Source organism: Pseudomonas uvaldensis, assembly GCF_021271205.1.
GTDB classification, from domain to species: domain Bacteria; phylum Pseudomonadota; class Gammaproteobacteria; order Pseudomonadales; family Pseudomonadaceae; genus Aquipseudomonas; species Aquipseudomonas uvaldensis.
The window spans coordinates 233,759-246,115 of record NZ_JAIWKS010000007.1; the positions used below are offsets into that span (position 1 = coordinate 233,759).

Genomic DNA, 12,357 nt, shown 5'->3' on the forward strand with positions numbered 1-12,357 from the left:
CATACAAGCTCCACGGAGATACCTCATGCCCTCTTCGCTGGCACTACCGCCTACCGTTCATTCACATTCGGATCTGGTCCTCCATGACTTCGAAATCGGACGTCAGGACCACTCCGACCTGAAAGGCCATCGTTCTCTCCTGTTGTGGTTCACCGGCATGTCCGGCGCGGGCAAGTCGTGCATTGCCAACCGGGTCCAGGCCAACCTGCATAAGCATCGACTACACACCTGCCTGTTGGACGGCGACCGGCTTCGTCAGGGCCTGACCGCCGACCTGGGCTTTGCCGATGACGATCGCAAGGAAAACATCAGGCGTACGGCCGAGGTGGGCAGATTGATGGTGGACGCCGGCGTGATCACCTTGGTATGCCTGATCTCGCCTTTCGAACAAGAACGGCGCATGGCCAGGGCTCTCTTCGCCCCTGACGATTTCATTGAGATATTCATTGATGCGCCACTGGCAGTCCTGGAGCGACGAGATCCCAAAGGGCTATACGCCAAGGCACGTCAGGGCCTGATCAAGAACTTCACCGGTATCGACTCCCCTTATGAGCGCCCTCTGTCTCCCGACATCGTGATCGATAGCGCAGCGGCTTCTGTCGAGCAGGCAGCACACACTATCGAAACATTCCTGCACCGCCGTCGGTGCTGGAACTAGCCATTACGTCACCACAGGGCAACTATCATGAAGACGCTTGTCATCGTCGGTGCCGGTTTCAGTGGTGTGGCCACCGCGGCACAGATCCTGCGCAGCGGTTGCACCAACCTGCATATCATATTGATCAATCGCACGCGGGCTATGGCCCGAGGGCTGGCCTACGGCACCAACAGCCCCCTCCACTTATTGAACGCCAGCGTTGGAAAAATGAGCGCGCTGGACGACGTTCCGGAAGACTTTCTGAGGTTCTGCAAAAGCCGGCACTACGATGTCGAGCCCACCTCATACGTCAGTCGCAGCCTCTATGGCAGCTACTTGAACGATGTCCTCGACAGCGCTGAACGATTCAATCCTGGCGTACAACTGTCACGGATTGTCGCGCAGGTCACACAGGTGCAACCCTACGGCGACGGCGCCCAGCTCAAGCTGTCAGACGGGCATACTTTTGAGGCGGATCATGTGATCCTCGCCTTTGGCAACTTCCCTCCCGCCGACTGCTGCAACTTGAACAAGACCTTGCGCCCGGAAACTTATGCGCACGATCCCTGGGAACCACCCACTTGCTTGGCGTCTGATCCAGCCACCGCGGTACTGTTGATCGGCACTGGCCTGACGGCGGTGGACATGGCGCTGCAGCTCGTCCAAAAGGGCCATCGAGGCCCTATCCATCTACTCTCGCGGCGCGGGCTCTTGCCCTTGGGTCATCTTCAGGAGGCCATCGCGCCTCTTTCCGCTCCAGTGCACCTGGGACGCGGTTCACCTCGACAATTGATGGCGACGCTGCGCAAGCGGGTCAAAGCGCACCAGCACCAAGGCGGCGACTGGCGAGCCGTGGTTGACAGCCTACGCCCCTGGGTACAAAAACTCTGGTCGGCGATGGATACCGCGCAGCAGCGACAATTCCTGCGACATGTCCAGCCTTGGTGGGACGTCCACCGTCACCGTTTGGCACCTGCGACTTTCGAACATTTTCAGCATTATCTGGACAATGGCCAGTTGACCATTCATGCCGGCAGGCTGATTAACGTGGCGCTGCTGGGCGAAGGCCTGATTGTCGACTTTCGACGGCGCAGCGACCAGGCAACTGAATCGCTCAAGGTCAGCAGAATTATCAATTGCACCGGTCCCAATCTCGATATCCAGCGAGTCGAGTCTCCCTTGGTCAATAATTTGCTGAAGCAAGGACTTATCAGCGCCGCCCCTTGTGGTTTCGGGATCCAGGTGGACGAGCAATTGTGCGTACTGGATCAGCAATATCAACCGATACCCTGGCTTAGTTACGTGGGCCCCATGCTCAAAGCCCAGTATTGGGAGGCCACGGCAGTACCCGAGCTGCGGCGTTTTTCTATCAAGTTGGCCACCCGCGTGACCTCTTTGCTAGCAGATGCACCTGTGAGCAATGGACTGCGTCCCAAGCTGCGTGAAACGCCTCAAGACCAGTTGTCGATTGCCAGTGACCGGAAAAGCACGCCACAGGCAGGAAGGCGAACGTAGCAGTAGCGGATAGAGCCAGAGCAGACCAACGATCCCGGGCTCAACCCTAGGATTTGTCGGCACCGGGTGGAGAAGCAAATGCCACCGCCAGCATTCTTTTCCAGTCGTTCGAACGCGACGAAGCCCAATTGCCCAGAAAGCTGAACGGGTCGTCAAGTACCTGAGCGAATTTAAAAGTTGATACGGAATCTGCCAATGAGGGCCCCAAGGTCAAGCTGACAAAGCCATTCTCACAGGATGAGCAAGGTATAAGGCCGCTCCGAAGACGTCCCAACCTCCCCTGCCCAGAGGTGTATAGAATGATATCAACGTCTTTGGGGGATGAATAAGGTGAGAAGCTACGCCTCAGAAGCGATTCGAGGGCGCTTTGCTCAAAAACGCTAACCACTCCATGCCCCTGCACACAAATTTTAGGCAAAAAAAAAGCCACTCATCTGAGTGGCTTTTTTCTGAATCTTGGAGCGGGAAACGAGACTCGCATCTGGCGTCCGACCCATTGAAATCTAAGGGGGTTCTTTTATTCCTGCTGCAGGAATGAACTTGATTCTGGACTTGTTTTCAGGGTGTATCAAGAGCAAAAAAAGATGACTCCAAGCCATGCTTGCGAGCTCTACCTACAGCCACTCGGAAGAGCAGTCGTCCGGCCGACGGTATCAATTGCGTAGGACCAATTCGAGACGAGTCCTAAAGCGAGTACAAAGCAGCAGGCCGGAGGACTCCGCATTCCGGCTCTGCCTGGAGTGAGTGGCGTTAACTACTGTCACCGGTAGAGTTTGAAAAGCGTTACGCAGCGAGCCTGGAGAGTGTCTAGGAAACCCGGGGCGATTCATATAGAGAGCAAAAAAAGACGATTCCAAGCCATGCTAGCGAGCTCTATCTACAACATGCTGAACTAATCGGTTGGTGCGGCAGCAGTCGCGCATTTTAAGCATGAGATAGGGGAATGGGCTGATCCACTGGATAAAGCGGCATCCAGAGCTCCGGCGACCTTAGGCGAGGGCTGCTTGGGTCGTTACGGCCCGGATGACCTGAGTGCCGAAGATGACACCGAATTTACCGGCGCGGAGGAGCTCTGGGAGAAAGTGCAGAATGAGTCCGAACCTATCTCCGTAGGCGCGGACTTGTCGTTGAAGAAACCCTAAATCCGGAAGCTGCCTACCAGCTGCTTCAACCGCGCTGCTTGCTGTTCCAGGTCGGAACAGGCCCGCAACGTCGAATGTAGGTTTTCCACACCTTCCTGATTCAGTGTATTGATCTCGGTGATATCGACGTTGATCGATTCCACCACGGCGTTCTGTTCCTCGGTGGCGGTGGCCACCGATTGGTTCATGCCGTCGATTTCGCCGATACGCAAAGTCACGCTGTTCAGGCGTTTACCGGCGAGGTTGGCGATCTCCACGCTGTCCTGGCTATGACGCTGGCTGTCGCTCATGGTGCTGACTGACTCGCGGGCGCCGACTTGCAACTCCTCGATCATGGTCTGCACTTGTTGCGCCGACTCCTGGGTGCGGTCCGCCAGGTTGCGGACTTCGTCGGCGACCACCGCGAAACCACGCCCGGCCTCACCGGCACGGGCCGCTTCGATGGCGGCGTTGAGGGCGAGCAGGTTGGTCTGCTGGGAAATGCTGGTGATCACCTCAAGAATCTGGCCGATGTTCACCGTCTTGCTGTTCAGCGACTCAATGTTGTTGCTGGAGGCACTGAGCATGCTCGACAGCTGATTCATCGCCACGATGCTGCGTTCCACTACTTGCTGGCCATCCTCGGCCAGGCTGCGGGCAGCGCTGGCCTCGTTCGATGCCTGGGCGGCGTTGCGGGCGATTTCCTGGGCGGCTGCGCCAAGCTGGTTGATGGCGGCTGCTACGCTGCTGGTGCGCGAGGCTTGCTGGTCGGAGTTGGCCATCGACGAGTTGGAAGCCGCGACCACACGCAACGCCACTTCGTTGACTCGCTCCGTGGCCGAGGACACTTCGCGTATCGAGCCGTGAATGCGCTCGACGAAGCGGTTGAACTCAGTGCCGAGGGTGCCGAACTCATCATTGCTCTGGATGGTCAGACGCTTGGTCAGGTCGCCTTCGCCGTTGGCGATGTCGGCCATGGTGCGGGTCATGACGTGCAATGGCTGGATCAGGATGCGAATCAGCAGGCCCAGCAGGGCGATGATGATGGCCACAGTAATGATCGTCGCTATCACTGCCGAGGTACGGAAATCGCTGAGCATCGAGTAGGCCTTTTCCTTGTCGACCGAAACAGCGATGTACCAGTTGACCGATGACAAGCCTTTGATCGGGGTGAAAGTCACAATGCGGGTTTTGCCGTCGACCTGAATTTCGTTTATTGCGCTGCTGATGGCCGGCGTGTCTTGTGGGTAGATATCCTGGAGCGACTTCATTGCCAGCGCTTTGTCGGGATGTACCAGGATCTTGCCTTCGGAACTGACCAGGAAGGCATAACCCATGCCGTTGAAATTCAGGGTGCCAAGGCTGTCGGCGATCGCCTGCAAAGTCAGGTCGCCACAGACCACTCCGATATTTTGGCCGTCTTTGATAACGCTGTCGACAATGGAAATTATCAGTTGTCCGGAGGCCAGATCCATATAGGGCTCGGTTAATACCGAACCGCTGCTGCCTTGCGCGATCTTGTACCAAGGTCGTACACGCGGGTCATAGCCATCGGGCATCTTGCTGTCCGGGCGAATGATGAAAGAGCCGTCCTTGCTGCCGAGGCAGGCTCCCCTGAAGGTCGAGGTCACGGCTTTTTGCTCTAGCAGTCTGGCAACGTTGTCGGCATCGGAATTCAGGGCAACCGATTGCGAGAGGTTCTCGATCAGCAGACTGCGCCCGTTCAACCAGGTCTGGATATTGTTGGCGGTCACTCCGCCCATTTCCTGCAGATAGTTTTCCAGGTTTTTACGAATGGCGTTGCGCTGCAAATAGTCGTTGTACAACGTGAACGAGGCAAAGGCAGCAAGGACGATGAAGGCGGCGGCAAGCAGGATTTTATGGCTGAAACGCATATTTTTGTTCATTGCTAGGGGGTTCTCCAAGGTCTTGATGTCCAGTGCGTGCGTTTATAAAGGAACGCACGATGGGTAAGATTGAAAGCAAGTGAGTGTCCCGATTTTCCTTAGGGATGCGCCGATCAACTCGTCATCTCTGAGTGACGAGTTGAAAAAGTCGCAGCGCTCTACGGTCTTTGCCGAGAAACAGCCCATACCGTCTGTTTTGGCGGGCTTCTACGTCCAGCTCTCCGCGTTAAGCGCGCAATTTGCCCATAGCCACCAGCTGTTTTCGAGCCATCCACAGGTTTGACAGAGCGAACAACGTGGTCAGCTGAGCGGTGTTTTTCATCAGCCCGCGAAACCGTAGTTTCACGTAACCAAACTGCCGTTTGATCACTCGAAATGGATGCTCAACCTTGGCCCGCGTCTGCGCTTTGAGATATTCGACTTTGCGCTTGGCCTTGTAGATCAGGCTACGTTTGCTCAGCTTGGAATACGTGCTGCGCCGGGCGGCGATCTGCCAGATCACTTCACGGTTTTCATACTCATCGCGTTTCTCAACACCGGTGTAGCCAGCGTCTGCGTACACCGCATTTTCTTCGCCATGTAACAGCTCGGCGACCTGCGTGACATCGGCCACATTGGCTGCTGTGCCATGGACATGATGAACCAGGCCCGACTCGGCATCGGCGCCAATATGCGCCTTCATTCCAAAGTAAAACTGGTTGCCCCTCTTTGTCTGATGCATCTCTGGATCGCGCTTGCCGTCTTGGTTCTTGGTCGAGCTGGGAGCATGAATAATGGTGGCATCGACGATAGTGCCCTGGCGTAGCGAGAGGCCCTTTTCCTGCAAATAACCGTTGATGACTGCGAGGATTGCTGGGGCCAACTGGTGCTTTTCCAGCAGGCGTCGGAAGTTCATGATCGTGGTGTCTTCGGGGATCGGCGCGCTCAGCATCAGGCGTGCGAATGACGCATGGGCGTGATTTCATACAGCGCCTCTTCCATGGCCGGATCGCTCAGCGAGAACCAGTTCTGCAACAGATGAATACGCAGCATTGTTTCGAGCGGGTAAGGTTTACGTCCGCCACCGGCCTTTGGTAGAACGGCTCGATCAGCCCCAGCAAGCCACTCCAGGGCACCACCTGATCCATCTCGGCGAGGAACCGTTCGCGGCGGGTCCGCTTGCGCTTGCCCGCATATTCGAAGTCGGAAATGCTCATCTGGCTCATGTCTGGTTCGGATCAGGTGGTAAGGGCGTCTTTCAACACATCTGAGGACTTGTTCGGAGTTTCCTTAGCGATAGTTGCTGCGTAGTTGATGGACGACACCGATCAGTGCGACGAGTATCGCCGCACCACCGGTAGACACAATCAGGGTTTGGTATTCAGGCATACAAGCCATGATCACGATGCACGTCAGAATGAATACGATCACTGCCCAGGTAAGCCAAGGATAGAGCCACATTTTGAGCGGGATATCTTGGCTGTGGTTTTTGAGCTTGCGACGCATTTTAAGCTGCGAATACGCAATTACCAGATAAACCAGCAAAGCAATCATGCCGGTGGTGTTCATCAGCGTATCGAGCACATCCTTGGGGCGCAGAGTTTCGCTGAAGTTAATGAACGCTAGAACGATGGCAATCGCGCAAGAGCCGATGACGGCATAGATAGGCACACCTGTTTTTTGCCAAGTAACTTTGAAAACAGCCGGTGCGTCACCACGACTCGCGAGCGAGAACAACATACGGGACGCCGTGTAATGGGCAGAGATCATGCAACTGCTTACAGATGTCAGCACTACAGCATTCATAATCAGCTCAGCCCCAGGGATGCCAAGCAGTTCGAGAGTACGGCGGTACGAGCCGTAGCCGGATTCGCCCAGCATCGGGTCATTCCACGGGACCAGGCATACGATCAGGAAGATGGAGCCGACATAAAACAGTGCGACACGCCAAATCACCGACTTAGTGGTCTTGACAATTTGACGCGACGGGTTGTCAGATTCCGATGCTGCGATAGTCGCGATTTCCGCACCAAGGAAGCCGAACATAACCCCGAGCATGGCACCTACTACGGGATCAAAACCATTTGGCATAAAACCGTGTTCGGTTAAATTGCTGATTCCGCTAACAGTGCCGAAATTCCAGATATTGAGCACCGCAAGGCTGCCAATTGCCAGGAAGCTGAAAATGGCCACGACCTTGATCAGGGCAAACCAGAACTCAAACTCTCCGTAGTTCTTGACATTGAAGAAGTTGATGCTGATAAGCACCAGAGTCGTGGCCAGCACGAAAACGTTAACGCTTATGCCGGGGGCCCAGTTGTGCAGGATCTTTCCGGCCACGTAGGCTTCCCAAGCCATGAGGATTACCCAGTAACCCCAATACAGCCAACCGATGGTGAATCCCGCCCAGCGCCCGATAGCACGGTCGGCGTAGGTAGAAAATGATCCAGTGTCGGGGGAAGAGGTTGCCATCTCACCGAGCATTCTCATGATGAGCATCATGAGAATCCCGCCAGCAAGATAAGCTAGAACTGCCGCGGGGCCGGCACTATGAATGACGCTACCAGAGCCCACGAACAGAGACCCCCCGATAACACCCGCGATAGACATCATCGTTAAATGTCGGGGCTTTAAACCCGCCTTCAGGCTGCTCTCCTGGCCCTGATCTTTACTTACAACAAAACTTGCATCCATCGTACTACTACCTCTGATTATTGTATTGGTAGAAGGTTAAGCCTATACATGCTTTACTCCGCCACCGAGTTGAGCCAGGCAACATTTAAAAATTCCACAAGGAATAACTGATACCCCTTGGAGAGACCAACTTATCCGTGACACTAAACCTTCAAGAGCAAGCTTGATATTCTTTGGCAGTTGCTGGAACGCACTAGTTGGCGTTAAAAAAGCGATGTGCAGAGTGATAAAAATATCAGTTCCACAGGGGTTTTCTGCGAGTAAGGGCTCGACAGAAGCTACGTTCAACATCGTACCGGCAATAAGCTGTGCACTATGGCATACGGCAGTTCAGTCTCCAGCAGGTGCGCACCGCGCCCAATATTTACGAGCGGTACTGGACGTTTGCAACACTCGACAATCTGAGATTAAAAAATTCCGCACGTGGCTGGAGTCAGCGGGATTACGTTGATCAGCATGTCTACATATACCGCCAACTATTCGAGCTCGTTAACTCCAATGGACGTGATATTTAGAGGTTGTGACGTAATGCTCCACCCCAGTAGTTGGAATCCATCTACGATGGAGCCGACTGTTTTTTTCCAAGGGATGGAGCTTACGGTGACCCGGTGCCACTGATTATTTGCTGGCCCAAGACATAAAGCGTTGCTCCAGAGACTCGCCGTTATCGGTCCAGAACTCGACGTCCATTTGCAACGCGTTCTTCATGTTTTCCGGATGCGTCGGCAGTTCGCTGGCAAGCTTTTCATCAAGCAGCGCCGCAACTGCAGTGTTGGTGGGACCGTACGCCATTTTTTCGGTGTACAGTTTTTGCTGCTCCGGCTGCATGGCAAACGAAATGAACTTATAGGCCAAATCCAGGTTGGGAGTCCCTTTAGGAATGGCCCATTCATCAAACTGGTAGAGGCTGCCATCCCACACGATTTTCAGATTGGCCCCGTTCTGCTGAGCAACATGTATGCGGCCGTTATAGGAAGAGCTCATCACGACGTCACCGGACACGAGGTATTGCGGCGGCTGGGCGCCAGCTTCCCACCACTGAATGTTCGGCTTGATCTCATCTAGTTTCTTGAAGGCACGATCCACGCCTGCCGGCGTAGAGAGCACCTTGTAAATATCAGCTGGAGCTACGCCATCCGCCATGAGGGCGAATTCAAGGGCGCCGCGTGCAGACTTGCGCAAGCTGCGCTTGCCAGGAAACTTCTTCAAGTCCCAGAAATCTTTCCACCCAGTGGGTGCGACCTTGAGCTTGTCAGCGTTGTACGCGAGCACATTCGACCAAACGAAAATGCCTACGCCGCATTCGGTCTGCGCGCCGTTGACTAGAGGCTCCTTAATCCCTAGACGCTTGTAGTCGAGCTGCTCGAAGAGCCCATCGCCACAACCCCGCGCGAGATCGTTGTCCTCCACGTCCAGGGTGTCCCAGTTCACGCTCTTGGTGTCTACCATGGCTTTTACCTTGGCCATCTCACCGTTCCACTCACCGGCGATCACTTTCGTACCGGTCTCCTTCTCGAATGGCTTGTAGAAAGCCGCTATCTGAGCATCCTTACTAGCGCCGCCGTATGAGATAACCGTGATGCTCTCTGCCATCGCATTCCCCGCGATTGCCAACCCACTCAGTGCCACAAGACTCAGTACTTTCGCCTTCATTGCCGCGCTCCTATAAAGCTGCGAGTAATTGTTTTAGTTAGTAAAAGGCAGAATTGGAGGACAGGAAGATCCCTTAGCAGTGAGTGGAAACCTATTTCCTCACGACCGCTACGACAGAGATCTGGATGGCACTGAAGCAAACAACACCGTTTGCAGAGCCCACCTGTCCTGGTTAATCGCATGCAAATTATCTGGGGAGAAACCACGTACCTCCGTTACTAGAAAGTGATCAAAATCTCCTACGCGAAGTGGGAGCATCTCGCGCCCCACTTCGGCCTTGGCGGCACTTACTTAAGATCACCAAGTACCCTGTCGAGGGTTTCGATGAAGATGTCCGCCTGCGCTCGCTGGAAGATCAGTTGAGGACGAACCTTCAGAATGTTTTCCATCGGACCGGCAGAGCTGATCAGCACGCCGCGCTCACGCAGCCCGTTGACCACCTGGCGCGTGGCGTCAGCGTCGGGAGCTTTGGTGGAGCGATCGCTAACCAGCTCAACCCCTAGGAACAGGCCTGCACCACGAACGTCGCCGATGACTTCGTAACGCTTGGCAAGCTCCTCGATTCCAGCCTTCAGGTAAGCACCGACCGACGCACAGTTGCGCAGCAGTCCTTCGTTCTGGATGAAGTCCAACACGGCATTAGCCGCAGCACAGGAAACCGGGTTGCCACCATAGGTGTTGAAGTAGCGAGCGATACGGCCGAACTCTTCGACGACATCAGAGCGCATGACCGCGGCGGCGATCGGCTGACCATTGCCCATGGGTTTACCCATGGTCACGATATCGGGTTCGACGCCGTGGCGCTGGAAGCCCCAGAGATGGGAGCCAGTGCGCCCGAAACCGGATTGGACTTCGTCGGCGATGTATAGCAGGCCCTCCTGCTTCGCCAGGGCGATCGCATCCTTTGCAAAGCCGGCAGGGTCGGATAGAACGCCATCGCTGGCAAAAATGCCGTCGAAGAGAATGGCCGCAGGCTTTATGCCGTTGGCGCGCATGTCATCGATGGCCGCGCGGACATCCTCCGCGAAGACCCGCGCAACATTTTCGACGCCTAGGCGGTAGGCATCAGGTGCGCGGACTTTGCGGACGAACGTGCCCAGCTCGACGCCTGCTCCCAACGAGGGAGAGACAGCAGACACCAGGTCAGTGATGCCGTGGTAGGCGAGTTCGGTAACGATCACGCCAGTACCGCCGGTGTACTGCTTGGCGATTCGCAAGGCCAGGTCGTTCGCTTCACTGCCGGTACAGGTGAACATCACGTGGTTCAAGTAAGACGGGAACGTCGCCAGCAGCTTGTCTGCATAGTTCAGGATGCCCTCGTGCAGATAGCGCGTATGCGTGTTCAACACCTTCACCTGCTCGCAGATCGCGTTGACCACGTGCGGATTGCAGTGACCGATCGATGCGACGTTGTTGTAAGCGTCCAGGTAGCGCTTGCCGTCGGCGTCGTAGAGCCATACGCCCTCGCCCTTCACGATGTGCAGGGGGCGCTCGTAGAAGAGGCGATATGCCGGGCCGAGGGTCTGGTCGCGGCGTGCGATGAGTTCGCGCTCTTGCTGGGAGAGATGTTCGGCGTCGGTCGCCGTGAAGCCATTAACCATTGTCATGCCATTGCCTCCATGGAGCAGATGCGAGCGATTTGTTCTTGAGCGAGTCCACGGGGAATTTTTGAGAAGCCACGCAGGCCAACCCACGCGGATGGGGCATTGCGCAAGATGTATGCGCGGTTTTCCGGATACATCGTCGCGCGCCAGTTCGTGATTGCGACAGTCATCACCATGCGTGCAGCAATGAGATCGAAGAGAATCTCCTGCTCAACCTCTTCCAGCGGGCATACGCTGTTGTACGCACCGATGAAGGGCAGCGCCTGGGATAGAACGTGTTCGCCAGCGCCCAACTGGTAGGAGGCGCCCACAGCCAGATCGTTTATCAGCGGTGCATGAACCATGTCGCCGAAGTCGAGGATAGTGCGGATGTTCTCCGGACGATCACGTTCAACGATCACGTTGTGGAAGTTGAGGTCGTTGTGAATGACCTGAGCACGAAGACCTTGAAGACGTGGGAGCGCGTAGGTTTCGAAGTTCTCGAGGAACCGGGCTACCAGGCTCCGGTCTTCGAGGTCGGGAATCAGATCCAGCAAACTGCCCATGCGCGAACAGTGCTTGATGTCCCACAGAAGCTCATGGCCGGCAGCCGGATGGAAGAAGCCACGCAGGGCAATTCCCAAGCGAGCGAGGTGTACGCCCAGATTCTCCCTAAGGACCTGGCTGGGAGCTTCGATCTTGTTGAGCTGTACACCCTCGACGAATGAGAGCAGGCGCACCAGGACCTGTTGTCCACCCAGTTCGACCGGAATCTGATAGGTGCCGGACTGGTTCGGATAAACACGCGATACGGGCAGGGTGGGATCCGTGCGCTGGACGTGAAGGAGCGCCTTGTTCTGGAAGTCGGTTACGTTGACGTCCTCTGCTGAGTTGGAAACCTTCAGCAGGAACTGACGGCCATCCTGGCAGCGAAGATGGAAGTTCAGGTCACGTTCGCCGGCGAGCAGTTGTGCCTGGCAGTGCAGGCCGAACTGCTCCAACGCCACGGCCTGCGCCTGCTCGTCAGAGGCATGTGGAGCAGCGGCGGTGAGGACATGATCATTCGGCGCATTGGTTTGAGTTTTCACGGATCGTCACTCTGAATAAACATCGGAATCAGCGGCTGCTCTGCGCAGCGAAAGTGACGATAATGCAGATTGGACAGTACGATTAGATCCAGAACTATCTAACTTATAAGTCCACTTTTAGACACTCTTCCAAAAGCATCAGCAACCTCAAGATAGGTCCGGTCCAGGTCCGGGTTATCG

At 55.6% G+C, this 12,357-nt stretch carries 8 protein-coding genes and 2 pseudogenes; 3 read left to right on the forward strand and 7 right to left on the reverse strand.

Annotation, left to right across the window (positions count from 1 at the left end):
• Positions 1-25 precede the first annotated feature (25 nt).
• The 3 genes from cysC to LCU97_RS18100 all read left to right on the forward strand — a co-directional run bounded on the left by cysC (position 26) and on the right by LCU97_RS18100 (position 3,294).
• Positions 26-658, forward strand: a complete 633-nt coding sequence (gene cysC / locus LCU97_RS18090) for an adenylyl-sulfate kinase (protein WP_232777382.1) — start codon at positions 26-28, stop codon at positions 656-658.
• A gap of 27 nt (positions 659-685) precedes the next feature.
• Positions 686-2,152, forward strand: coding sequence for an FAD/NAD(P)-binding protein (locus LCU97_RS18095; RefSeq protein ID WP_232777383.1), 1,467 nt, complete (start codon positions 686-688; stop codon positions 2,150-2,152).
• A 935-nt stretch (positions 2,153-3,087) separates the two neighbouring features.
• Entirely contained in the window at positions 3,088-3,294 is a 207-nt protein-coding gene (locus tag LCU97_RS18100) for a hypothetical protein (RefSeq protein ID WP_232777427.1), read from the forward strand.
• On the opposite strand, the gene LCU97_RS26900 is transcribed toward LCU97_RS18100, so the two are convergent.
• The 7 genes and pseudogenes from LCU97_RS26900 to LCU97_RS18130 all read right to left on the reverse strand — a co-directional run bounded on the left by LCU97_RS26900 (position 3,291) and on the right by LCU97_RS18130 (position 12,177).
• Positions 3,291-4,055 carry a methyl-accepting chemotaxis protein gene (locus tag LCU97_RS26900; RefSeq protein ID WP_408636416.1) on the reverse strand — a complete coding sequence of 255 codons (765 nt, stop codon included), beginning with the start codon at positions 4,053-4,055 and terminating at the stop codon, positions 3,291-3,293. The two genes, LCU97_RS18100 and LCU97_RS26900, sit on opposite strands and share 4 nt — an antisense overlap.
• A 93-nt stretch (positions 4,056-4,148) precedes the next feature.
• Positions 4,149-5,180: pseudogene (locus tag LCU97_RS26905) on the reverse strand (HAMP domain-containing protein); the annotation flags it as partial.
• Between the two features lie 226 nt (positions 5,181-5,406).
• Positions 5,407-6,385, reverse strand: a pseudogene (locus LCU97_RS18110) (IS5 family transposase).
• Between the two features lie 64 nt (positions 6,386-6,449).
• Positions 6,450-7,853 carry an amino acid permease gene (locus tag LCU97_RS18115; RefSeq protein WP_232777385.1) on the reverse strand — a complete coding sequence of 468 codons (1,404 nt, stop codon included), beginning with the start codon at positions 7,851-7,853 and terminating at the stop codon, positions 6,450-6,452.
• A 618-nt stretch (positions 7,854-8,471) separates the two neighbouring features.
• Positions 8,472-9,506 carry an ABC transporter substrate-binding protein gene (locus LCU97_RS18120; protein ID WP_232777386.1) on the reverse strand — a complete coding sequence of 345 codons (1,035 nt, stop codon included), beginning with the start codon at positions 9,504-9,506 and terminating at the stop codon, positions 8,472-8,474.
• 287 nt (positions 9,507-9,793) lie between these two features.
• Positions 9,794-11,113, reverse strand: coding sequence for an aspartate aminotransferase family protein (locus tag LCU97_RS18125; RefSeq protein ID WP_232777387.1), 1,320 nt, complete (start codon positions 11,111-11,113; stop codon positions 9,794-9,796).
• Positions 11,110-12,177 carry a phosphotransferase gene (locus tag LCU97_RS18130; protein WP_232777388.1) on the reverse strand — a complete coding sequence of 356 codons (1,068 nt, stop codon included), beginning with the start codon at positions 12,175-12,177 and terminating at the stop codon, positions 11,110-11,112. The genes LCU97_RS18125 and LCU97_RS18130 overlap by 4 nt, the downstream gene beginning before the upstream one ends.
• Positions 12,178-12,357 lie beyond the last annotated feature (180 nt).

Bases quoted from the DNA above. Each gene is read 5' to 3' on its own strand.
- LCU97_RS18115 (WP_232777385.1), bottom strand. From the start codon at position 7,853: ATGGATGCAAGTTTTGTTGTAAGTAAAGATCAGGGCCAGGAGAGCAGC.
- LCU97_RS18125 (WP_232777387.1), bottom strand. From the start codon at position 11,113: ATGACAATGGTTAATGGCTTCACGGCGACCGACGCCGAACATCTCTCC.
- cysC (WP_232777382.1), top strand. From the start codon at position 26: ATGCCCTCTTCGCTGGCACTACCGCCTACCGTTCATTCACATTCGGAT.
- LCU97_RS18120 (WP_232777386.1), bottom strand. From the start codon at position 9,506: ATGAAGGCGAAAGTACTGAGTCTTGTGGCACTGAGTGGGTTGGCAATC.
- LCU97_RS18095 (WP_232777383.1), top strand. From the start codon at position 686: ATGAAGACGCTTGTCATCGTCGGTGCCGGTTTCAGTGGTGTGGCCACC.
- LCU97_RS26900 (WP_408636416.1), bottom strand. From the start codon at position 4,055: ATGGCCAACTCCGACCAGCAAGCCTCGCGCACCAGCAGCGTAGCAGCC.